The sequence below is a fragment of the Peribacillus sp. NPDC101481 genome, assembly GCF_044767165.1.
Taxonomy (GTDB): domain Bacteria; phylum Bacillota; class Bacilli; order Bacillales; family DSM-1321; genus Peribacillus.
The window spans coordinates 1694023-1717881 of sequence record NZ_JBIWNJ010000001.1; the positions used below are offsets into that span (position 1 = coordinate 1694023).

The 23859-nt window shown below is 42.9% G+C and carries 23 protein-coding genes; 3 read left to right on the forward strand and 20 right to left on the reverse strand.

Annotation, left to right across the window (positions count from 1 at the left end; all coding sequences use genetic code 11):
* Window positions 1-229: 229 nt before the first annotated feature.
* Complete coding sequence (locus ACIROD_RS08175; protein ID WP_402939422.1) at window positions 230-505, forward strand: hypothetical protein; 276 nt, start codon at window positions 230-232, stop codon at window positions 503-505.
* Window positions 506-549: 44 nt separating this feature from the next.
* Here ACIROD_RS08175 and ACIROD_RS08180 read toward each other — a convergent pair whose 3' ends face one another.
* From ACIROD_RS08180 to ACIROD_RS08230, 11 genes are all read right to left on the reverse strand, one after another.
* The gene (locus tag ACIROD_RS08180; protein WP_402939425.1) at window positions 550-1185 is read right to left on the reverse strand and encodes a DUF7010 family protein; all 636 of its coding nucleotides are present in this window, start codon (window positions 1183-1185) and stop codon (window positions 550-552) included.
* A gap of 261 nt (window positions 1186-1446) precedes the next feature.
* A complete protein-coding gene (locus ACIROD_RS08185; protein ID WP_402939427.1) occupies window positions 1447-2910 on the reverse strand; it encodes an amino acid permease in 1464 nt (487 codons plus the stop codon).
* A gap of 102 nt (window positions 2911-3012) precedes the next feature.
* Window positions 3013-4338, reverse strand: coding sequence for a peptidase (locus tag ACIROD_RS08190; protein WP_402939430.1), 1326 nt, complete (start codon window positions 4336-4338; stop codon window positions 3013-3015).
* Between the two features lie 27 nt (window positions 4339-4365).
* Window positions 4366-5028: a 3-oxoacid CoA-transferase subunit B gene (locus ACIROD_RS08195; protein ID WP_402939433.1), complete on the reverse strand. Its 663-nt coding sequence runs from the start codon at window positions 5026-5028 to the stop codon at window positions 4366-4368.
* The gene (locus ACIROD_RS08200) at window positions 5013-5711 is read right to left on the reverse strand and encodes a CoA transferase subunit A (RefSeq protein WP_402939436.1); all 699 of its coding nucleotides are present in this window, start codon (window positions 5709-5711) and stop codon (window positions 5013-5015) included. The genes ACIROD_RS08195 and ACIROD_RS08200 overlap by 16 nt, the downstream gene beginning before the upstream one ends.
* A gap of 10 nt (window positions 5712-5721) precedes the next feature.
* Window positions 5722-7089 (reverse strand): aspartate aminotransferase family protein, encoded by a 1368-nt coding sequence (locus ACIROD_RS08205; RefSeq protein WP_402939439.1) that lies wholly within the window; start codon window positions 7087-7089, stop codon window positions 5722-5724.
* A 53-nt stretch (window positions 7090-7142) separates the two neighbouring features.
* A complete protein-coding gene (locus ACIROD_RS08210) occupies window positions 7143-7382 on the reverse strand; it encodes a ferredoxin (protein ID WP_328177501.1) in 240 nt (79 codons plus the stop codon).
* A 13-nt stretch (window positions 7383-7395) separates the two neighbouring features.
* Window positions 7396-8259, reverse strand: a complete 864-nt coding sequence (ablB, locus tag ACIROD_RS08215) for a putative beta-lysine N-acetyltransferase (protein WP_402939443.1) — start codon at window positions 8257-8259, stop codon at window positions 7396-7398.
* Window positions 8260-8324: 65 nt separating this feature from the next.
* Window positions 8325-8591, reverse strand: a complete 267-nt coding sequence (locus tag ACIROD_RS08220) for a YokU family protein (protein ID WP_063232442.1) — start codon at window positions 8589-8591, stop codon at window positions 8325-8327.
* A 2-nt stretch (window positions 8592-8593) separates the two neighbouring features.
* A complete protein-coding gene (gene kamA, locus ACIROD_RS08225; protein WP_214745095.1) occupies window positions 8594-10030 on the reverse strand; it encodes a lysine 2,3-aminomutase in 1437 nt (478 codons plus the stop codon).
* 269 nt (window positions 10031-10299) lie between these two features.
* On the reverse strand, window positions 10300-11781 hold the full coding sequence (locus tag ACIROD_RS08230; RefSeq protein WP_230178220.1) for a sigma-54 interaction domain-containing protein: 1482 nt from the start codon (window positions 11779-11781) through the stop codon (window positions 10300-10302).
* Window positions 11782-11953: 172 nt separating this feature from the next.
* Here ACIROD_RS08230 and ACIROD_RS08235 point away from each other — a divergent pair, with 172 nt between their 5' ends.
* Entirely contained in the window at window positions 11954-12466 is a 513-nt protein-coding gene (locus ACIROD_RS08235) for a GNAT family N-acetyltransferase (protein ID WP_402940158.1), read from the forward strand.
* Window positions 12467-12751: 285 nt separating this feature from the next.
* Here ACIROD_RS08235 and ACIROD_RS08240 read toward each other — a convergent pair whose 3' ends face one another.
* Entirely contained in the window at window positions 12752-13741 is a 990-nt protein-coding gene (locus ACIROD_RS08240; protein WP_402939448.1) for a LacI family DNA-binding transcriptional regulator, read from the reverse strand.
* Between the two features lie 140 nt (window positions 13742-13881).
* Here ACIROD_RS08240 and ACIROD_RS08245 point away from each other — a divergent pair, with 140 nt between their 5' ends.
* Window positions 13882-14730, forward strand: coding sequence for an HAD-IIB family hydrolase (locus tag ACIROD_RS08245; RefSeq protein ID WP_402939451.1), 849 nt, complete (start codon window positions 13882-13884; stop codon window positions 14728-14730).
* A 75-nt stretch (window positions 14731-14805) separates the two neighbouring features.
* On the opposite strand, the gene ACIROD_RS08250 is transcribed toward ACIROD_RS08245, so the two are convergent.
* The 8 genes from ACIROD_RS08250 to ACIROD_RS08285 all read right to left on the reverse strand — a co-directional run bounded on the left by ACIROD_RS08250 (window position 14806) and on the right by ACIROD_RS08285 (window position 23618).
* Window positions 14806-15726, reverse strand: a complete 921-nt coding sequence (locus ACIROD_RS08250) for a M15 family metallopeptidase (RefSeq protein ID WP_483878372.1) — start codon at window positions 15724-15726, stop codon at window positions 14806-14808.
* A 225-nt stretch (window positions 15727-15951) separates the two neighbouring features.
* Window positions 15952-16254: a hypothetical protein gene (locus tag ACIROD_RS08255; RefSeq protein WP_402939456.1), complete on the reverse strand. Its 303-nt coding sequence runs from the start codon at window positions 16252-16254 to the stop codon at window positions 15952-15954.
* A 173-nt stretch (window positions 16255-16427) separates the two neighbouring features.
* Window positions 16428-17075, reverse strand: a complete 648-nt coding sequence (locus tag ACIROD_RS08260) for a 3-oxoacid CoA-transferase subunit B (protein ID WP_101223188.1) — start codon at window positions 17073-17075, stop codon at window positions 16428-16430.
* Between the two features lie 17 nt (window positions 17076-17092).
* Window positions 17093-17788 (reverse strand): CoA transferase subunit A, encoded by a 696-nt coding sequence (locus ACIROD_RS08265; protein WP_034309718.1) that lies wholly within the window; start codon window positions 17786-17788, stop codon window positions 17093-17095.
* Between the two features lie 32 nt (window positions 17789-17820).
* Window positions 17821-19206: a GntP family permease gene (locus ACIROD_RS08270; protein ID WP_402939459.1), complete on the reverse strand. Its 1386-nt coding sequence runs from the start codon at window positions 19204-19206 to the stop codon at window positions 17821-17823.
* Between the two features lie 557 nt (window positions 19207-19763).
* Window positions 19764-21434, reverse strand: a complete 1671-nt coding sequence (locus ACIROD_RS08275) for a sigma-54 interaction domain-containing protein (protein ID WP_230178211.1) — start codon at window positions 21432-21434, stop codon at window positions 19764-19766.
* Window positions 21435-21498: 64 nt separating this feature from the next.
* Complete coding sequence (locus ACIROD_RS08280) at window positions 21499-22674, reverse strand: acetyl-CoA C-acetyltransferase (protein ID WP_402939463.1); 1176 nt, start codon at window positions 22672-22674, stop codon at window positions 21499-21501.
* A complete protein-coding gene (locus ACIROD_RS08285) occupies window positions 22671-23618 on the reverse strand; it encodes a 3-hydroxyacyl-CoA dehydrogenase family protein (RefSeq protein WP_402939466.1) in 948 nt (315 codons plus the stop codon). Before ACIROD_RS08285 ends, ACIROD_RS08280 begins: the two co-directional genes overlap by 4 nt.
* Between the last annotated feature and the right edge of the window lie 241 nt (window positions 23619-23859).

A 23859-nucleotide genomic window follows, 5' to 3' on the forward strand; every position in this document is an offset into this window, starting at 1 on the left:
ATATAGCTCAAAGGCGGTAAATCAGTTTCCTAAGCCAGGAAGTTCGCAGCTGCCCTCCCCTCTCTGCAGACCGTAAAAATGATTCATGTCCTTATCAATGCTTCTAAAAATGTAAATGGATTTTTATATTGTTATATATATTACAATATATTCCCATAAGTGACAACCTTAAATTTATTAATTTCATTACAAACACTAAATTGGTATAATTAGTAAAAAAGGAGTCTCTATGAAAAGTTTAAGCAATTGGTCTATCGTTTTTGCAGTGATTGGTACACTATCATTTTGCTGTTCCCTTGCTTTAGCAAAAGCCTCCGAGCTGCTTATGATTTCAGGATTCGGTGCGTTGCTTATTGGTATGTTTTGCAGTTTAGGGGCCATGTTTATCAATGAAAAAGGAAAGTTGAAGTTTTTGGCTGTGGCTGCATTCTTTCTTTTAAGTTTCATTCTCGTTTGGAATGAGCCATTTCAAATTGTCAGGCTCTTGACCTGGATGAAAAATTAATCGAAATGAAAAACCCGTTCTTCATGACGGGTTTTTTGATGAGTTCAATCTTCATCGGCTATCGTTCGACTTGAATTCTTTATTCCAAGCCATAGCGTAAGTCCAGTGGTCCAGAGAATTAGGGTACATCCGAAGCCGAGCAATGATAACGGTGCAAGGATTTGATGCTCCCCAAACATGACGGTGTCTGGCACAATAAGCAATGTGATAAGCGCCAATAAACAGAGAAGCACTCCTGTTGCATAGTAAACCTTGATTTTGAAAAGTGACGCCAAAGGTAAAAAATGAATCCCAACAATAATGGCGATGATGCCTGGTATAAGATCAATCTGATCTATCAAGTTACAGATGGCAATGGCAATTCCAATCAGCAAACCTTCGGCAATGAAAACCATATTAAACAAAAATCCGATACGCTTCAGACGCCTAGCCCCATTTTCTGAAACTTGATTGGACATTTTTTGTGATGCATGAATTAATGATATGCCTCCGATAACCATTATGATTCCGACCAATATGGCTGCGAGTTCCACGTAGGGAAACCCCCACCCCTGCAATCCCATTACACCGGTACCTGCCCATAGTGTACCGAAGAACGCCATGAAAATGACTCCAATTCCAGAACCGCGAAACGCCTCTTTCATCATCAGTTTCCTTTCATCCACAGTATAATCGTACATAGAATAATATTGCACCACTTCCCCAATTATTCAGCTTTTAAAAAATGATTTTATTGCAAAAATTACCATATCTCGAACTTTAATAGATAATTTCCGCTTTCGGAGATATAACTGGATTTTCGAAGATATAACTGGATTTTCGAAGATATAACTGGATTTTCGAAGATATATTCCTATTTTCGGAGATATACCTGGATTTTCATACAAATCCCCATAAAAAACCTGAGTCCCCAAAGGGGTCTCAGGTTTTTTCCATTGGTATCAAGCCACATCTGATTTATCGAATTGACAATCTTTTAGTGATATTAATTTGGTCTTGTGATAAAACTTGTATCCTAACCAGACTACCAGGAATATCGGCAATCCGATATAGGAGACAGCGACGCCATACCAGTCGATGCTGCCGCTTAGGAATGCTTCATAATTCTGTCCTGCAATGACAAGCATGCACAGTGCGAATGAAAGAATCGGACCGAATGGAAACCATTTTGCTTTATATTTCAATTCGTTTAGGTCACCACCTTGTGCAACATAGGCACGTCTAAAGCGATAATGGCTTATGGCGATTCCAATCCAGGCGATGAAGCCAGTCAGCCCGGATGCATTCAATAGCCATGTAAATACATGGTCCCCGAAAATGGAGGTCAAGAAGGCGAGTCCTCCAATTAAGGACGTGATGATCAAAGCATTCATCGGGATTCCCCTGCGGTTGACTTTGGCCAGGAATTTGGGAGCTTGTTTATCTTTTGCCATCGACCATAACATCCGCGTTGATGCATATAGCCCCGAGTTCCCTGCAGATAGTAAGGAGGTTAACACGACAGCATTCATGACTGATGCCGCAAATGCCAGTCCTGCCCGTTCAAAGACTAGTGTGAAAGGGCTTACAGAAATGTTTTCGACATCTCCGTTCAACAAACTTGGACTCGTATAAGGTATTAAGAGACCGAGTATCAGGATGGCCCCGATGTAAAATAAGAGGATGCGCCAAAATACTTGGCGGATCGCATTCGGAACATTTTTTTCGGGTTCTTCACTTTCTCCGGCAGCAATACCAACCAGTTCTGTGCCTTGAAAAGAAAATCCCGCGATTAGAAAGATTGAGATGATCGATAAAAATCCTCCCTTGAATGGTGCCTCATCCATGGTGAAGTTTTCAAATCCGATCACCTTTCCGCCAAAAACCCCCAATATGGTCAATAAACCAATAATGATAAAGCAAATGATGGCGACGACTTTTATTAAGGCAAACCAATATTCAGATTCACCATAGCTTTTAATGGATAGGGCGTTGAGGGTGAAGACGATTCCAAGAAACAATGCGCTCCATATAAGGCTGGGTACATCAGGGAGCCAAAATTTCATGATGATGGCTGCTGCAGCTATTTCCACAGCAAGGGTTACTGCCCAGTTAAACCAATAATTCCAGCCAAGTGCAAAGCCGAATGCGGGATCAACAAAGCGTGTGGCGTAGGTGGAAAATGATCCCGACACAGGCATATATGTCGCCATTTCCCCTAAGCTCGTCATCAGGAAATAAACCATGATTCCAATGCAGGCATATGCAGCGAGGGCACCACCGGGCCCTGCACTCTGGATGGTTGCCCCGCTTGCCAGAAATAATCCGGTTCCTATTGAACCGCCGATGGCAATCATGGTCATATGCCTTGCTTTCAGTTGCCTTTTAACTGTCGGTTCTTGATTATCAATGAGATTCATGTCCATATGGTTCCTACCTCATTTTCTTTTAAAGTTAAAAGTTCAAGAAATAGTAAAAAGTTTTTTTAATAACCGCTTTTCGCTTTACTTGCTGGAATACTATCCAGTTTAATTGCCATTGCCTGGTATCGTCTCCCTATTCCCTGCCTGTGTGACCCCATCCTGCTCAGTCTCCATTCCGCACCATTGAATTAAAGTAAGGGCAATGATCTCCGTTGTGGAGAATACGTTGTCCAGCAGGATATATTCATTTGGATAGTGGGCAACCTCGGTTACTCCTGGCCCGAAAACGATTGCAGGCGTTTCACCGACATGTGTCAGCAATCCCCCGTCCGTTCCCCAAGGGGATGCTTCAATGACCGGGTCCTGTCCGGCAACTTGCCGATATTGATGAACAAGCGCATTCATCAGTTCATGCTCTACATCAATTGCACCTGGTACCCAGCGTGCCCCGAACCATTCCAATACGGCCGGGTTTTCCTTGAACCATTGGTCCACTTCCTCCAGCTGCAATAACCAGGCGGCCATTTCTTCCTTCGCCTGCTCCATCGTTTCCTCTGGCGCAACGCCCATCCTTCCTTCGACCTTCACAAGGTCGGGAACGGATGACGGCCAATTACCGCCTTCAATGACACCAAGATTGATCGGAATCGGAATAGGCGTGTTCTGATAAAGCGGATCAATGATACGTGCATTTCGCTTTTCTTCCAAGGCACGGATATGATTGATTACGGTCATGCTTTTTTCAATCGCACTAACGCCTTCATACCTTGTTCCGCCATGGGCTGACCGTCCTTTAACAGAGATTCGGAACCACATCGAACCCTGCTGTTTCGGGAAAATCCTCATATTCGTCGGCTCAGGGATCAGGGCAGCATCGGCTTTATATCCCCTCAGGACGGCTGCTAATGTTCCGGCCCCGCCGCTTTCTTCTTCAATCACACTTTGAAAAATGACATCTCCCTTTAATTGGATGCCATTTTCCTTCAATGCCTGCATCGCAAGGATCAGCGATACATTTCCACCCTTCATATCGGTTACTCCGCGTCCAAACATTCTTCCATTCTTAATGGCTCCGCTATATGGGTCGTCGTCCCACTGATCCCGGTCTCCATCCGGAACCACATCGATGTGTCCGTTCAGTATGATGGAACGTCCGCCTCCAGTCCCTTTCATGATACCTACCACATTGGGGCTGTTGGAAAATTCACTGCGCGGAGAATAAAAATAAGAATGCTTTTTCAGCTCGCCGCCGTCAGGTTCCCAACTATCGATCTGCAAACCCATTCCCTGCAGCTTTTGGGCGACGATGGCTTGAGCCCCTGCTTCATTTCCTTGCGTACTCGGGGCTTGTACCATTTTTTGCAAAAGGTTTGTTCCTTCTTCCCGATTATCCTTGATCCATTGGTTTATCCGTTTTTTTATATCCGGCACGTTTATCCTCCTTAATTACACATAATCTTATTCAATGGTGGTGACGGCAGCATGGATTTTCAATGTTGCCTCTGTATTCCTTATCACATCATCCACGGTATATGGCGTCATGACTTCCTTCAGCACCAATCCCTCCGGTGTAACTTCCATGACTGCCATTTCCGTAATGATTAAATCCACACTCTGCTTTGCCGTCAATGGAAGCGTACATGTCTTCAAGATCTTCGATTCACCCTGCTTATTCACGTGATTCATCAGGACGATCACCTTTTTGGCTTTCTGGGCAAGTTCCATTGCCCCGCCCATCCCCGGCACCCGCTTTCCTGGGACGATCCAATTCGCCAAATCCCCTTTTTCACTCACTTCCAGGGCTCCAAGTATGGTGATGTCGATGTATCCTTTCCTGATCATTCCAAATGCCGTTGCACTGTCAAAGTAAGAAGCTCCCGGTACAGTGGTGATCGGGAAACCTCCCGCATTACAGAGGGCAGGATCTTCTTTCCCGGGATCAGGACTTGGACCGGTACCGAGAACTCCATTTTCCGCATGGAACAGCACAGAGATATCTTGAGGTATGTGATCTGCCACCAAGGTAGGGATGCCGATGCCTAAATTGACGATCAGTCCATCATGGATTTCCTTGGCGGCGCGTTTCGCGATGCGATTTCGTACATCTACTGCCATGCCCATTTCCAATTCACCCCTTTTGTCGGAATCACCATATCTACATAAATGCCTGGTGTGGCAATACATTCCGGATCCAATTCGCCTGCAGGAACGATTTCCTCCACTTCAGCAATCGTGAAGGCTCCAGCCATCGCGACCAGCGGATTGAAATTACATGCAGTCTTGTCGTACACTAAATTCCCCAGCGAATCAGCCTTTTTGGCATGGACGATGCTTACTTCAGCCGTCAAAGCGGTTTCCACCAAGTATTCTTTTCCTTCTATCACAATCTTGTTCTTGCCTTCTTCGGCTATCGTACCAATCCCGACATCGACAAAAATCCCGCCTAAGCCTACACCGCCAGCACGAATCCGTTCAGCCAATGTCCCTTGCGGTGAAAATTCGACTTGCAGCTTCCCTTCAGTCATGAGCCTGCCGGCATTAGGATTGGATCCGATATGCGAGGCAATCACTTTCTTTGCCCTTTCAGCAGTCACAAGCCGGCCTATGCCAATGTCAGGAAATCCTGTATCATTGCCAATCAAGGTCAAATCCTTAACACCCTTGGCCAGGATACCCTGCACGAGCGTGGGGGGAGTCCCCACTCCGCCAAATCCGCCATACATGAGTGTGCATCCATCGGAAATATGCTCCAGTGCTTCTTCCAGGGTCACAATTTTGTTTTTCTTCGTAATGACCTGCTTCATACCGTTCCTCCTAAATAGCCTGCATGTCCTCAATCAAACCTTCCGAGTGCAATTCACGCTGCAACTCTTCAAGGGAAGCTTCCAGTATCTTGACGAGGCGATCGATTTCTTCAGTCGTAATGATTAATGGCGGAGATAGGATAACCGCATCACCAGCGATTCCTTCAATCGCACCTGCAGCAGGATAGATCAACAATCCCTTCGCAAACGCCTTATTGACAAGCCTAGTGGTCAGGCCGATTTGCAAGTCGAATGGCGTTTTTGACATCCGATCTGAGACAAACTCAAGTCCGAGGAGAAGCCCTTTCCCCCGTACATCACCAATGATGTCGAATTTCCCAGCCAACCCTTGCAGCTTCTTAAATAGATATTGACCTTTCTCTTCCGCTGCCTGAACCAGGTCATTTCCCTCAATGTAGGAAAGCACTTCCAATGAAACGGCTGCAGATAGAGGATTTGCACTATATGTGTGTCCAGCCATGATTGAATTCGAGCCTTTTAAAATGGGCTCCATGACACGGTCACTAACCATTGTGGCTGCCATTGGAGTATAACCGGCGCTCATTCCTTTACCCAATGCGATGATATCCGGGTCGACTCCCCAATGTTCCATAGCGAACATTTTTCCTGTCCGTCCGATTCCCGTCATTACCTCATCGGCGATAAAGAGAATGTCATAGTTTTCGCAGATTTCCTTAATCCTTTGATAGTAACCATCCGGCGGTGTTACAGCACCAGCGGATGCCCCGATGATCGGTTCTGCGATGAAGGCTGCGATATTCTCTGAGCCGACCCTTTGAATGGCTGTTTCCAGTTCATTTGCACACTGAAGCTTGCAGTCGGAAAATTCATTATTATAAGGACATCGATAACAGTAGGGAGCGGAAATGCTAGGGAAATCTTCCAATAGCGGAACAAAACGCTTTCTCCTCGGTACATGACCTGACATCGATAAAGCGCCCATCGTAATCCCATGATAACTCGTCCATCTGGAGACGATACGATTTTTACGCTCATATCCTTTTTCTTGCCAATGCTGAATCGCTATCTTCATCGCCGTTTCGGTCGCTTCGGATCCGCTATTCACGAAAAATGACCAATTCAAATCCCCTGGAGCCAAATCACTTAGCTTTTTGGCCAATGCCTCTGCGGCTTCACTCGTAAAATGAGACCTGTATGCAAAAGAAACTTTGCGGGCCTGCTCCGTCATTGCATCGACAACGTCCATTACACCATGGCCAATACTTGCCGTAACAGCACCTGATGATCCGTCTATATACTGCTTTCCATCTGTATCATAAAGATAAATTCCATTCCCATGAGAGATAGTGGGATAGTCATGATCTAAAGTAGGCTTAATCAAATAATTGCGTGTCATGTCATCTCTCCTTTTTAACGTTCGTACACATTATCTATCAATATATTAAGTTTTTAAAAGGAACCTATCCTAAAAGGCTCATCCTGAATCAGGATGGATTCTGTAGGGCAGCCTTCCATAGCATCTTGCATGTCATCATGCAGAATCTCAGGAACCTCGGCAATCCCTTGATTATCGTCCAAGATGACGAAAGCGATCCCTTGATCGTCATAGTCATAAATCTCAGGACCTGTTGAACCGCATGCCCCGCACGCAATACAGGTTTCTTTATCGACCCAAGTGTATTTAGCCATAAAAATAATCCTCCTACTTGAGGGATAAATCTTTACCCCAAATATTCATGTCCTCATACTTATCCCAAATATTGCAATTCTTCGTTAATCTGCCGCCATATTCATATCCCAGCTGATGAAAGACGGCGTTCATGCCCATTGACAATGAACGCGCTAACGAATAAGAGCAATAAATGTTTTTCCTGAACAATTCTTGTTCCAAGGCGGAGATGAGCACCTTCATGAAACCATGCTTCCGATGTTGGGGAATTGTTGCACAGTCCGTTAATTCAGCATTGTGATACATCTCATTCACTTCAGCGGATGCAGCACTCACGATGGTTCCTTCATATTCGATAACACTAAAGATCGTGCCTTCCTCCATCACTTTCTTGATATATCGCTCATCATTCATCGGTGTAGGATAGGTTTCAAAGATGGCACCATATAAATTCGCCAGCTCTTTTGCATCTTCAACCGTAGCAAACCGGAGGATATAATCCTTAGGTATTTGCTGAGATTCAATCAGTCTAGAAATCTCACTTACATCTTGGATTACTTTATCTTCCTTGACCCAAAAGTCGCTTGTTCGCCTTTCATCCGTTAAATAGAAGGCCATGCAATAAGCATCATTCCCTTTGAAATACTTGCTCAATATTCCTTCCAGCATGAATCCTTTACCCAACGCTGCTGATAAATCTTCTTTCCTCGCTTTAAGTATCACTTTTGTAAAGCCCTGCTCCTTTGCAATGGCAAGGGCCCGATCGATCCCTTTTTTGATATTTCCCCGATAATCATCCATACGCAAGCGCTGATTGGCATGATCATGATAGAGCTCCATCGTATAACAATCCCCGGTCTCCATTTGGGTGAAAAAAGGCAGCTTTTGAACAGGCATTATGTACCCCCCTTATTTAAAGAATTCGGGAGAAGAGATGCATATCATCCGCTTCTCCCGGCATTTTATTTCCAATTGAATAATTTTTTGACAGGTGCCTGAAGAAGCTGATCATACGTAAATTCGTCAGGATATTCACTCACATCATATATGGATAAGGCTTCATCCACCTTTTGATTCATCGAATCAGATACATAAATTCCACATTCAGGACAGTTCAAGGCTGGAACTTGAAGGACTTTTATTGAGCGTTTCCCGTCAGGCATGATCCAGTAACAATCCTTCTTTTCACTTTCTTCTACGTTTGGGGCATTGCACCATAAGCAGTCCATCTTCATTCCTCCTTGCCATCAGATTTCACCGAGCCACTGGCGGCCATGGCGTTCTTTTTTTCTTGGGCTAACCTTAATTTTTCCTTCATTTCATCCCGTTTATCACGGCGATCCTTCAAGGAAGCATGTTCATCAGTGCTTTCATACGCTTTTCTCTTGTCAAGACGACGAAGGCCCTCCGGCACCAAGTTGAATTTCTCGTCCGTCATAAGAGCGGAAATCCCGACGGCTTCTTTCCTATCCGCAGTACCATACACTTCATCAAAGTAAGCATCCGCACTGCCGGCAACATAATTCTTCGGCTCCGGATAGCTTGTGATTACTCCTTCAAAGTTCCGTAAAACGACTTTATCCGGACTTTGCGAAAGAAGGTAATTCGGAGTCAAGGCAATCTTTCCGCCACCGCCAGGAGCATCCACCACAAAGGTTGGCACTGCATATCCTGATGTATGCCCGCGCAGCGCTTCAATGATTTCCAATCCTTTTGAAACCGGCGCCCGGAAATGGCCAATCCCTTCAGATAGATCACATTGATAAATGTAATAAGGTCTTACCCTTGCTTTTACACAGTCATGCATAAGCTTTTTCATGATATGGACACTATCGTTGATACCAGCCAGGATGACTGCCTGATTCCCAAGCGGCACTCCTGCCATCGAGAGCATATCACATGCTTTTTTCGCTTCATCCGTCAGTTCAAGTGAATGATTGAAATGCGTATTCAGCCAAACCGGATGGTATTTTTTCAGAATATTACATAAATTTTCAGTAATCCTCTGCGGGAAAACGACCGGTGCACGTGTGCCGATCCGAATGATTTCCACATGCGGGATGGCACGTAAGTTACTCAATACGTATTCAAGGATCTTATCATTGATCAACAGGCCGTCTCCTCCAGAGATCAGTACGTCCCTCACTTCCGGAGTGTTCCGGATATATTCAATCGCCCCGTCAAGCTGCTTCTTGGGAACACCCATGCCAACCTGACCTGAAAAACGGCGTCGCGTACAATATCTGCAGTACATGGAGCATTGGTTCGTTACAAGGAATAGAACGCGATCCGGATAACGATGCGTCAATCCTGGAACTGGGGAATCCTCATCCTCATGCAGCGGATCCTCCAAATCATATCTAGTCTTGTTCATTTCTGCCGAAAGCGGTACCGACTGTAAACGAATCGGACAGCGAGGATCATCGGGATTCATCAAAGATGCATAATAAGGTGTAATGTTCAATGGAATCGTTTGAGTCGAAATCCGGACTCCTTCTTCTTCATCAGGTGTCAGGTTGACGACCTTTTTCAGATCATCCAGTGTTTTAATCGTATTGGTCAATTGCCAGATCCAATCATTCCACTGCTCTTCCGTTACATCCTTCCACAATTCGATATCATTATAATGCCTGCGTCCACCTAGGTATTCTTTATGTTTTACATCCATTCCCATCAAATTCATTAATAATGCCCCCTTATTATAAGAACTTATCTATATACTCTCGCAAGAATGATGCCAACATTGATAACAAGGAAATCATAAGCAAATGGGGGTAAACCTAGCTGAAAATCGCAAGATATTTTTCATTATGCATAATTTTTTGCAGCCAGATTCTTTGCACCAGGCAATAAAAAAAGAAGGCTCTCTTTACACAAGAGCCCTCTTCACGTTACATCATGATCAAGAAAGTGACAGCGTTTCCAAAAAACCTGAATTCACTTGGTTTCCTTCGACCCTGCCGTATAAACTTTTTCAATGCCGTACTTGTTTAACTTATATTGCAATCCCTGCCTTTTAATATTGAGGGCTTCTGCCGTTTTGCTGATATTCCCGTTATATTTCTCGAACATATTGATGATCATTTCCCTTTCCATTTCTTCAAGAACGACAGGTAAATCAATCCTGTTTTTCAATGGGGAAGGCTGGCTCTGCGCATTTGCTGCAGCATAATTTCCTGACGGGAAAAGATAAGCAGGAAGATGATGTTCATCAATCATATCTTCCCCAGCGTCCATGACGTTAAAGGTTAACTCGATGGCATGTCCCAGCTCACGAATGTTCCCTGGCCATGGATATTGAAGAAGCCGCTGCATCGCCTTATGACTGATCCCGCGCACTTCCGTAAAAAATGATTTGTTGAATTTTAGAATAAAGTGATTGACGATTTCCGGAATATCCGTTTTACGCTCCGAAAGAGAAGGCATCTGGATCGTCACGACATTGAGGCGAAAGAATAAATCCGAGCGAATGATTCCCCGCTCCAACGCCTCTTCTGGAGAAATGTTCATCGCAGCAATGATTTTCACACTAATCTTTTGCTCTTTCGAACCTCCAACACGGCGCACCTCACCTTCCTGTAGCACTCGGAGCAATTTTGCCTGCAGGCCGAGGTCGAGGCTATTCAGCTCATCAAGGAAAAGGGTACCGCCATTTGCCTGTTCAAAAATGCCCATGCGATCCATCGCTCCGGTAAAAGCCCCTTTCGTCGTACCGAACAGCAGCCCCTCCATCAATTCCTTGGGAACAGCCGCACAGTTTTGCGCGATGAATGGCTGATTTCGCTGAGCACTTACATTATGTATACTTTGAGCGACAAGTTCCTTCCCTGTCCCTGTTGGTCCATAAATCATGACTGGGGAATGTGTACGGGCCGCTTTTTTCGCCAAGGAAATCGCTTGCTGAAAAGCAGGGCTATTACCAATCAAATCACTAAAATGATAGGTCGCCGTCCCTTCAGAGAACTTATTTTTCCTATGGGTCTCGGCCAGCTGGGAACGCAAATCGACAATTTGGTCATACATATTCATGACCTTCGTAATATCCTTTGCGATTTCCACTGCACCAATGATTTCACCATCCTCATACAAAGGATACGTACTATTGATGGACGTTATCTTTTTCTCCTTTAAGTTGACATATGTTTGAATGGACTCAATCGTTTCATTGCCTTTTTCCAATGCTACATGCAGCGTACTGGATTCATCAGTCAATGAAGGATAAAGCTGAAAAATATTCTCCCCCAGCACCTGCTCACGATCAAGCCCGTCGATATGTGCCATCATTTCATTGTAAAAAACCGTATCCCCATCTTTATTCACAATATGGACACCCACATTGATCACATTCAATATCCATTCAAATTGAGTGGAAAACTGATTTACTGAAGATTTCATTTCTTCATCTCCGTTCTCTGCCATTTGATAGAATCACCTGTAAATTATAGCATTTAATGGGAAACATTCATCTCTTTAATCTTATTAAAATCAAACTTCAACACAAAGGCAATAGAATACTAAGGTCAAATAAAGGAATCTCGCATTAAGCCAAGAAGATTATATAAGAAAATATAAAATTCTAGGGGTGAGTCGGATTACAGAACGAAGCAAAGAAACGAAAATAGAAATTAAACCGTGGGAAGATAAAGACCTTGAATTACTATTTCAACTAAATGCCCCAGAAATGATGGAACATCTTGGCGGACCAGAAAGTAATGAACAAATCCTGAAACGCCATCAACGGTATCTACAGATTGGAGATAAAGGGTGCATGTTTAGCATCAACTCATTTCCAGAAGCAGAGGCGGCCGGCTCCGTTGGCTACTGGCAAAAAGTGTGGAACGATGAAAATGTGTATGAAATCGGTTGGAGCGTCCTCCCTTCCTTCCAAGGAAAAGGAATCGCATCTCATGCCGTGAAGGCACTGATAGAGAAAATCATAGCCGAACGAAAATACAAATATATTCACGCTTTCCCTTCCATCAATAATCCTGCATCAAACGCGATTTGCCGCAAGCTCGGCTTCATCCTCATCTCCGAATGTGAATTCGAATACCCACTGGGGAGCTTTATGCGATGCAATGATTGGTGCCTCGAACTTGAATGAGTTCTTGCCAGGGGAAGTCGAATTATGCTGGGTTTAGGTGAATTATTTCCCGGGAAAGTCGAATTATTCCCGGGTAGGACGGATAAGCTTGAAGTATGTCGAATTATTTCCGCGTGGGTCAAATTATTGCCGGGGTAGGTCGGATTTTTCCTGAGATAGGTCGGATTATTGCCAGGGTAGGTCGGATTTTTCCTGAGATAGGTCGGATTACACCCCATCCGCTAACCATTCATTTACTGCTCAAAGGATAAAACCTGAATATGAAGTTTTATATCTTAATGATGGTTAGGTTGATTCTCTGATTTTAAGTTTGGTAGGCAATTTAATAATGTCGCGCTTTAATTTCAAATCATTACTTAAATATTTTATCAATTCTATTACAGTGCGTTGTCCTAATTCCATAATTGGTATATCAATTGTGGTTATGGTGGGGGTTGTGACTTGGCAAATAGATTGATTATCATAACCAACTATAGCTAGGTATTCCGGTATTTTATAGCCCAACATGGCTGCCTTTTTAATAATTCCTGCTGCGACCTGATCATTTCCAGTAAATAAAGCAGTAGGTTTTTCTTTTAATTTTAATATTTCATCACAAATACGGAATCCATCTTCAATATTAAATCCATGCCCAAATATCCAGTCTTCATTATGTAGTAAATTATTATCCGCTAAAGCTTTTAAAAACCCCTCTTTTCTTTGAATCTGAGCCTGACTATAAGAAGTATCGTAGCAAAAACCTATCTTCCTATGGCCTTTTTTTATTAAATGATTAACAGCTTTGTATGTCGCTTCGAATTCATCATAACCAATAATTGGTATAGAGGCGGAATGATGGTATTCATTACACAGTAAAATTGGGCCGTATTTCAAATAAGGCTTGATTACATTCCATTCATTTTCTAACGCTCCTAAAATAACCCCATCTACTTCTCTATTCTTTAATTTTCCCATAACATCTAATTCATTTTTCGCATCATAAAAAGTTTGAAAAATAAGAACTTTATAATCATTTTCCAAGGCTGCTAGAGATACTCCTTTAACCAATTGGGCAAAGAATGGATGATCGAAACTTGGGACTGATATTGCAATGGTCTGGGTTTTATTTGTCCTAAAATTCCGGGCTAGTGAACTTGGTGCATAATCAAGCTCTTCCATGACCTTTAAGATTTGTTCCCTTTTATCTTTCGATACATATGGATGATTATTTAAGACTCTGGATACCGTTGTTTTAGAGACATTACATATCTTGGCTATCTCGCTAATTCTCGTCATTTAATCCCATCCTTGTAATAAGTGGTTGACATGTTATCGATTTCAGAAGTTATTATTAAACCGTTCCTAATATATTAACAAAATTTTACTGCTGAGTTGTATTTTAAAAAGTTATATTTTTAGCTAATGGAGGGATTGTTATGTTATTGAATAAAAAGGGCGGGTTTCAGTTATTGCCAAAGGTTGATGACCCAAAATACATTGTATTCTGTGATTTTGATGAAACCTATTATCCTCACTCCATGAGTCACGAGAGACAGGAAGATTTATATGAACTTGAAAATTACTTAGAAGCAAAAAGTAATGATGAAGAACTTGTCTTTGGCTGGGTCACAGGGAGTAGTATCGAATCAATATTACATAAAATGGAACATGGTGGATTCAGATTTTTTCCCCATTTTATTGCAAGTGACTTAGGTACCGAAATCACCTATTTCTCAGAAAATAACTTTTTGGAAAATGATCCAGATTGGCATTCACAGATTAATATCGAAGAATTTAATAAACGGAAAGTCGATGAAATTTATAATGTTCTACTCAACGGCAATATACCATTGATTCCTCAGACTCAAATGGGAAGTTCACGCTATAAAAGAAATTATTATTATCAAATACAACATGAATCTGTCGACAAGAAGAACTTATCCACCATCCAGAGGGTGGCTAAAGAGTATGGGATAGGGGTAAATATCAATCGTTGTAATCCCCTTGCCGGCGATCCTGAAGATAGTTATGATATAGACTTTATCCCATTAGGTACTGGTAAAAATGAGATTGTACGATTTATGCTAGACAAATTCGGGCTGAGTCGGGAGCAAGCCTTTGCTTTCGGGGATAGCGGAAATGATTTGCTCATGTTAAAAAGTGTTAAACATGGCTACCTTGTAGGGAATGCAACTCAAGAAGCCAAGGAAGCTCATACTAAAATAGCGACAGGTACGTACTCTAAAGGAATATTAAGAACTTTGCAATCCATAATTAATATTTAGTATAAGTAATGAAAAAAGGCAGTTGGTGCACTCTTGCCACAGCTTTAACTTTCTGCTAACAGTATGGTTTCTATATCAAGCAAACAAATCATTCCATGTTTCTTTACCTGCAAGCTTATCTGCGGATATCCCGCTTGCTCTTTGGTATTTGTATAATGCCGTCTCGGTATTTTTTCCGAATTCTCCATCAAGGGGCCCATTATATCCTTTCATATAGAGCGTTGCTTGCAGGATCCATGTGATATTGCAGCTAGCGCCTTTTTTTATGGTGACGATCGCATTTTTGGTTTTAGGTCCCCATTTCCCATCGACAACAAGCTTTTTATTGAATTGCTTATTCAATTCCGTTTGGAAACCTATTATAAGGGCCGTTCGAGTTTTGGGACCATAAAACCCATCACACTCAATATTCGTTTCATATCGGCCATTTAACGTTTGTTGAATCGAAATGATATAATTATCTCCTTTGCCGGTTTTCTGCATTTCCCTTTTTTCTAATTTGAAGGTAAGGCGGGGACCTTTTCCTGATTGTAACTGTGTATATGATAACCCGCCTGTCATCTCCAAGTGGGGGTAATCCTTGAATGAACTCCAATCGCCGCCCCATTTAAATCCTAAATCCTTACCTATGGCTGCCACTCGCTGCCATTTTGAATTAACTGTCCATATCGCTCTCCTGCCATCATCACTCACTATGAAGAAGTCAATAGCCAGTCCATAATTATGATAGGATTGCCCAGGCTTAGCCTTCGTCACAATCGGTTTAGCTAGATTACTATAGTTTTTTCCTTTGTAGCTGTAAACTCGTCCTTGACCATAAAGGTTGGCTTGTTCTTCCAAAGAGCGATAACCTGCACTTATCTGTACCGTGATTCCTTCATTATAAGCACGTTCGACCATTTCCAATGCTGATGCCTTCACAACAGGATTCATCCCTTTGCCCATCTTTTTCACTGATCGCTCCAATAATGTCCGTAATGCTACTTTCACTGTCATCCCTCCTTTTAAGTTCCCATCAAAGTTTATATAAGACTTTTTAACGAAAAAGTAGCAGAGTTGGAAAAGTTTGTTCTCATTTAATAGAGAATAGAAGTGATATGTTATTTATCCGCTCCCTTTCCGCCGACTGCCTGCCAAGCGTCTGCGGGGTCTCGGCTAGTCAGTTTTTCGGAAGAAGTGTCGCAATTTTCTTCTATCTATTGAGGGTTGCATCGGTATAGACTAGTAAAAAACATCAAGTTTACTTTTAAAATCTTGGTTCGGGGCGAGTGCAATTCGAAACTCCTTTTGTCGAAAAATTGATGAAACCGCCAGACTGTAGACGAATTGGAGAAGAAGAGCCAGTTTTCCTACAATATTTCTTAAAAAAGAAGCTCCAGTTGATTGGAACGGAAGGTACGAGACTCCTGCGGGAAAAGCGCGTCCAAGGGAGACCCCACAGGCGCGAAGCGTCGAGGAGGCTCCCGGACCGCCCGCGGAAAGCGAGTGCCTGGAGTGGAAATCATTACACATATCCTCTTTCAAAAATCCCCTCCCTTTCCGCCGACTGTCTGCCAAGTATTGATAACTGAGGTTAAAAGGCCTGTCGTTCTATCATTATAGAAAGGGAATTCCACAAAAAAAATTAGACTGCTTCCGTTCGCCCGTTTGCGAATGAAAGCAGTCTAATCATGTATTATTTTATTATTCTCTTTAATTTACGCTTTAATTTCAATAGAGGGGCTAACTGTAAAGTCGGCCTCTGTTTTGCTTTTCACTTCATCAAGTGTTACGCCATTTTGCAGTTCAATCAATTCCATGCCAGCTTCTGTAAATTGAAAAACAGCCAGTTCGGTAATCAGGCAATGGACGACTTTTTCTCCCGTCAATGGCAATGTACAGCTTTTTTTCACTTTGGATTCCCCATGCTTGTTCACATGGTCCATGATGACAACAATACGTTTTGCGCCTTGGACGAGGTCCATCGCTCCTCCCATTCCTTTTACCATCTTCCCTGGAATCATCCAGTTTGCCAAGTCCCCATTTTCGGAAACTTCCATCCCGCCTAAAATGGCTAGATCGATGTGGCCGCCGCGAATCATTGCAAACGATTCAGCGCTATCAAAAAATGATGCCCCTGCTTTTGCGGTTACTGTTTCTTTTCCTGCATTGATCAAATCCGGATCGACTTCATCCTTTTGTGGATAAGGGCCGATTCCGAGTAAGCCATTTTCCGATTGAAGCATGACATTAAAGTCATTCGGGATCATGTTGGCAATCAAGGTCGGCATTCCAATCCCTAAATTTACACACATACCGTCTTGGATTTCTTTAACGGCCCGTTCTAAGATTAGTTGTCTAGTCATTCGATACTCCTCCTTTTTTATGCGTTAGCAGTTGTAAGTCTTTCAATTCGTTTTTCATAGTCATTCCCTACAAGCACTTTCTGTACATAAACTCCTGAAGTATGAATTTCATCCGGATCGAGCTCCCCTGTGCCCACAAGCTCCTCCACTTCGACAAGCGTGACTTTCCCTGCGGTGGCAACGACAGGGTTAAAATTCCTTGCCGTTTTACGATATACAAGATTACCGAAATGATCTGCTTTCCAGGCTTTTACAAAGGCAAAATCTCCGACTATTCCTTTTTCCATAATGTATGTGCGGCCATCAAACTCTTTATGTTCTTTACCTTTTGCGACTTCCGTTCCTACTCCTGTAGCTGTATAAAAGGCAGGAATTCCCGCTCCGCCCGCTCTTAAACGCTCGGCCAGCGTTCCTTGGGGAACTAGCTCGACCTCCAGCTCGCCGCTTAAAAATTGCTGTTCAAATAACTTATTTTCCCCAACATAAGAAGCGATCATTTTTTTGATTTGTTTATTTTCAAGCAATAGACCCAGACCCCAGTCATCGACACCGCAATTGTTGCTGACAATCGTCAAATCCTTTACACCTTTGTTACGCAAAGCAATGATCAGTTTTTCTGGTATTCCGCTTAATCCGAACCCGCCTACGATAATGGTTGCTCCATCCTCGATTTGTTGAATAGCGCTATCAAAAGATGTTAATAATTTACTCATTTTCCATCATCTCCATTCTTAATACTATTCTATTAAATAAACAGTGATGTTGCAAAAGCTATGATGAACACGGTCACTGTTTTTAAAATCGTAATCGCAAAGATATCCTTGTAAGATTGACGATGTGTCAGTCCAGTAATGGCAAGTAAGGTAATGACGGCACCATTATGCGGCAGTGTATCCATTCCGCCAGATGCCATGGATGCAATTCGATGAAGCATTTCCGGGGTGATTCCGACACTTTGGGCCACCTGCAAATAGTGACCTCCCATTACTTCCAACGCAATCGAAAGTCCACCAGATGCAGATCCGGTAATCCCTGCCAGCACATTGACGGCAATAGCTTCGGATACAAGTGGATTACCGCTTGCATTGAACACCCAGTTTTGAATGACCGAGAATCCAGGTAGCGTTTTCACAACATTCCCAAAACCAACTTCAGAAGCGGTATTGAATATCGCAAGCAATGATCCCATTGCCGCAGCTGTTAATCCACTTGCCAATTTGACCTTGATGCGTCCAACATTCAGAAGCATCGCTGCAATGATACCGATTGTCAGTGCCACAATCAAAGACCAGGTTGAAGTGACAGTGCTTACATCTGCAATGTTGAAAGTTTCCTTCAACATCGATGCATCATACCAGTGCTTAACCGAAATGGCACTGCGGCTGAAAGCAAAATTAAATGCTACGACAAGGATGAGCGGTACGATGGACAGCCAAAAGTTAGGCAGGTTTTGCTGTTCTGCACTTTCTGGCTCATTAATATGTCCTTCCCCGTATCCTTCACCATTTGCCAACGCTTGTTTACGGCGACGCTCTAACCAGATCATTCCTCCTGTAAATACCATGATCGCGCCAATAATCCCCATTACTGGAGCTGCATACGTATCTGTTCCGAAATAATTCGTTGGAATGATATTTTGAATCTGAGGTGTTCCAGGAAGGGCATCCATCGTATAAGTGAAAGCACCTAATGCAATCGTTCCCGGCAATAATCTTTTTGGAATGTCTGCTTCTTTAAAAATTGCCGCTGCGAATGGATAAACGGCGAATGCCACTACAAACAATGAAACCCCGCCATATGTCAGCGCCGAACACGCCAGCACTACAGCAAGAATGGCCTGCTTTGAGCCTAGTGATTTTACGATGGTCTTGGCGATGGATGCAGCTGCACCGCTCATCTCCATGACTTTTCCAAATACGGCCCCTAATAAAAATATCGGGAAAAACGCTTTTATATAGTTAGCCGCAAACGTCATATATGTCTCTGTGTAACTCGGCAGCAAGTGTCCACCGGATAAGATGACCGCCAGTAAAGTAACAACCGGCGCTATGATAATGACCGGATAGCCCCGGTAGGCTAAAAAGATTAAAAGTCCCAGCGCCACAACAATGGCTAAAATTTGAATCACCAACTCAATTCCCCCTTTTCTCCCCTTGCCCCAAAATTATTTCGGCAGCATTTAAATAGAACTATTAATCTCCTAAATTCCACATTTTTAATCTTTCCGCTTTTACCATCCAAGCCTGCCTTCCCCAAGTCAGGCTGAATGATCTTCCAATTTTTGAGAACGCTTTCAACAATTTGCTGAATTACGAAATCCCTTTTCATTTTACGTGAAAAAACAGTATAAAATGACAGATAGGCCATTCACTAAGTAATTATGCAATTATTGTGCCAACTTTAATGCAATGAAAAATCTCATCTTTAAAGCCTTTTCCAACAGTTTATTTCCCTTTTAAGAGCTAAAGTCCCTTAAAACTGTCAAGGTTTCAGTACACCTAAGTATTAACTTTAAAAAAGTGTAAGACTTTTCTTACAACTTTCAAATTTCCTTTCGTTTTATGTACGGATTTCCTAACACACGCAAATATTTGCTAGTGAAAAATATGCACAAATGTGTATCTATTCTTAAGAGGAGGTTAAAAAGTATAAAAAAAGTGCCCTTGAGCTAAAGGGCACTTTCTGCAGTCATAAACCATATTTATTCATTTTTTCATACAGCGTTGTTCGACTAACTCCGAGTCTCTTTGCCGTTTCTGATTTATTGCCTGAGGTCATTTCCAAGCATGAAACGATTGCAGCCCGTTCCGTTTCATCCATTACTTCAGCCAAGGTACGGATCGATACTGATTCTTTATGACCCGTTATTTCTTTAGGGAGATGCTTGGAACGTATCATTTCCCCTTCTTCAACAATATTCATTGCGCGTTCAATGATATTCTCCAACTCACGAATATTCCCCGGCCATTTATAAAGACGAAGCAGCCGTAATGCTTGATCACTCATTCCCATTACGCGTTTTTTCATAAGGTTCTGATACTTTTCAACAAAATGATTTCCCAGTATTTCAATGTCCTCCGGTCGCTCCCTTAAGGAAGGAACCTGGATTTGCAAGACCTTCAACCGGTAATACATATCAAGCCGGAATTCCCCTTTCGAGACCATTTCCTCCAGATTACGGTTCGTTGCAGCGATTACCCGTACATCAATCGGAATACTTCCCGTAGAACCTACTCTCTCAATCTCTTTTTCTTGTAAAACACGGAGCAGCTTCACCTGCATATGCAGTGGCAGCTCACCAATTTCATCGAGAAAAATCGTTCCGCCTTCAGCCGCTTCGAACTTACCTGCTTTTCCGCCTTTTTTTGCACCAGTGAAAGAACCCTCTTCATAACCAAAAAGCTCTGACTCCAGCAGCTCTGCCGGTATGGCGGCACAGTTCACTTTGACAAACACGCCCATGGCGCGTCTGCTATCATTATGAATGGAATGGGCAAACAGCTCCTTACCTGTTCCGCTTTCGCCCAAAATCAACACATTCGAGTCGCTTTTAGCTGCAATTTTGGCTTGACCTTTCACTTCCATGAAAGCAGGACTTCTTCCCATCAAATGATCAAACGTATATGAGGCCTTATTTCTCTCGCGAAAATCGCCTTTGTACTTTTTCAGCTCTACTTCAAGTGAATTTATCCGCTTGGAAAGAGCGGTAAATTGCCCGACATTCTTAAAAAGGATCTTTCCGACCGCTCCTATTAATTTATCTTGTTTCCGTATCGGGGAGCGGGTCGCAATAATATAATTATCTTTAATTTTTTGTAATTCAGCGACCTCTTGCTTGCCAGTTTTGGCGACCACATGCATACGGGTGTTTTCAATGACCTCCGTTACATGTTTCCCTATCGAGCTTTCCTGATCGACCCCAAGAAAATCCGCATAAGCGTGGCTCAGCATTTGGACATACCCTTCCGTATCAACCATCACCAAGCCATCATAAGCAAACTCGATAATATCCTTAAACAGAAGTTCTTCATGATTATCGATATTAAGAAAATCACTTTTATTATTTGTAAACAATAGGAGGTAAATCTGATACTCCTCATCACCCATTTGAATGATGGCTTTTCTGACAATCCCATTATTATCATTCAAGCGGATCGGAGTATTTACAGCTGGTACAAGGTTTTTTTCTAAAATCAATTTTATTTGCATCTCAAATTGATTCTCAGCAAAAGCCTCAGATAATACGCGATTGCTTAGAACGATTTCTTTTTCGTTTTTCGTCACCAAAACACCAAAAGGCAATTCTTCCAATATCGCTTTCACTAATTCCAATTGAATAGTTTTATTATCGCTGACCATTCCTATTCTCCTTAACCCGTCTGAAGTTTCCTCCATTATATCATAGGAAAATGAGGCCAAGTCATTACCGCTCCACAATCAGCGCAGTTCCTTGCCCGCCACCGATACATAAGGTGGCAAGGCCGGTTTTTGCATCCCTGCGCTTCATTTCATACAATAAAGTCACTAAGATGCGGGCACCGGAAGCGCCTACCGGATGACCCAGGGCAATCGCCCCTCCATTCACATTCACTTTCTCCGGCTGCAGTTCAAGGTCCTTAAGCACGGCGAGTGACTGTGCCGCAAAGGCTTCATTCACTTCCATCAAATCAATATCTTCTATTGTCAATCCTGCTTTTGCCAAAGCTTTCCTTGTCGCAGGAACTGGACCGTATCCCATGATTTTCGGATCAAGCGCGGCGTTTGCATATGACTTGATGGTTGCTAATGCTTCCAATCCCAGCTCGTCTGCTTTTTCTCTAGACATCAGGACCAACATCGCACCCCCATCATTGATTCCGGATGCATTTCCTGCCGTAACCGTTCCATTTTCCTTAAAAGCAGGACGCAGCTTCGTAAGTTGGTCTAACGTCAGCCCATGACGCGGGTGTTCATCTTGGTCAACCAAGATCGTCTTTCCTCTGCGTTTATATTCAACAGGTACGATTTCATCTGCAAATCGTCCTTCAAGCTGCGCCTTTTCAGCTTTCATTTGACTCTCTAAAGCAAATTCATCCTGCTTTTCACGGCTGATTTCCCACTGCTCGGCGATATTTTCTGCAGTCACACCCATATGATATTGATTAAACACATCCGTTAAGGCGTCATAAGTCATTGAATCCACCGCTTCGGCGTTACCCATTTTCTGCCCAAAACGATAATTTGGAAGTAAATACGGAGCATTGCTCATGCTTTCTATACCCCCGGCAAGAATCACATCAGCATCTCCAAGGGCAATGAATTGCGCTCCCATTATGACTGTACGAAGGCCAGATCCGCAAAGTTTATTAATGGCCATGGCCGGCGTTGTTTCCGGAATCCCTGCATGAATCGCAACCTGACGTGCCACATTTTGCCCTAATCCAGCAGAGAGAATATTCCCAACCAATACTTCATCGATCAAATCAGCCGAGATATTTGCCCGCTTAATCGCTTCCTTAGCTGCCACGACTCCCAAGTCGACCGCTGAAACATTGGCAAGACTGCCTCCAAACGCACCAACTGGTGTTCTTGCTGCCCCTACAATCACTACTTCTCTCATAACACTTCCTCCTTCTCCATTTTTAATTTTCCCAGTTTAATAAAATTACGGTCCCGCTCATTGATTTTCTGGGAAACGGTAGATTCTTCATACGTAAAAATCCCTTCTCCCGACTTCGTCCCAAGCTTTCCCTCGGCCACCAAATCACTAATCAAATCAGGGGCTTCCTTACTCTGATCCAATGCCGGTGCAACATTATCGAAAACACGCTGCCAAGTGTCCAGACCGCCAAAGTCAGCAATCTCGATCGGTCCGGTGAATGCCCATCGAAAACCTGGTCCAGCCGTTATCGCTGTATCGATATCCTCAGCATTGGCAACGCCCTCTTTTAATAGATAAAAGGCTTCCCGCATCAAGGCAGTCTGGAGACGATTGGCAATGAATCCTGCTATTTCTTTTTTCAAGAGAATCGGAGACTTGCCGATTTTACGCATCAAATCCATTGTTGTCTTTACGATTTCCGGCTTTGTTTCGTCATGCTTAACAATTTCAACCAATGGAACCAAATGGCCAGGATTAAAGAAATGCGTGATGATCATTCGGTCCGCAAACGATGCCTTCTCCATCAATTGAGAAATTGGAATGGTCGATGTATTGGAGGCAACAATGGCATCCGGTTTGATTATTTCCTCCATTTGCTCATATAGATTCAACTTCAGCTCGATGACTTCCGGAATGGCCTCAATGATAAAATCAGCATCTCTTACTGCCCCTTCCAAATCCACGCTATATGTAATATGGGCTAAAGCTACTTGCTTTTCCTGATCAGTCAAAACCCCTTCCTCGATGAGCAATGATAGATTCTCAGAAATTCGATTTTGGGCACGGTGTAGCAACTCATCCTTAATATCGTTAATGGTGACGAAATACCCGCTAACTGCAAAAGACTGAGCGATTCCACTCCCCATTACACCAGAACCGATAATGGCTATTTTTTTAATCATCCAGCTTCCCCTTTCCGTTTCAATTACCTTTATTTACTCGCCTTTTTATATATGCAATATCCATGCCAACGATAAGGGGAAATAAAATTCTTTTGTTATCAAGAAAATCATGATAGACTCTTACTCATTAACCTAAATCATATTTTTAATAACCTTCCCTTTATATTTCCAATGGAGCTTACTCTGTGAAATATTCCCTGTTTACGACATAAAATGACAGACCTGGACCATTACATTTTTT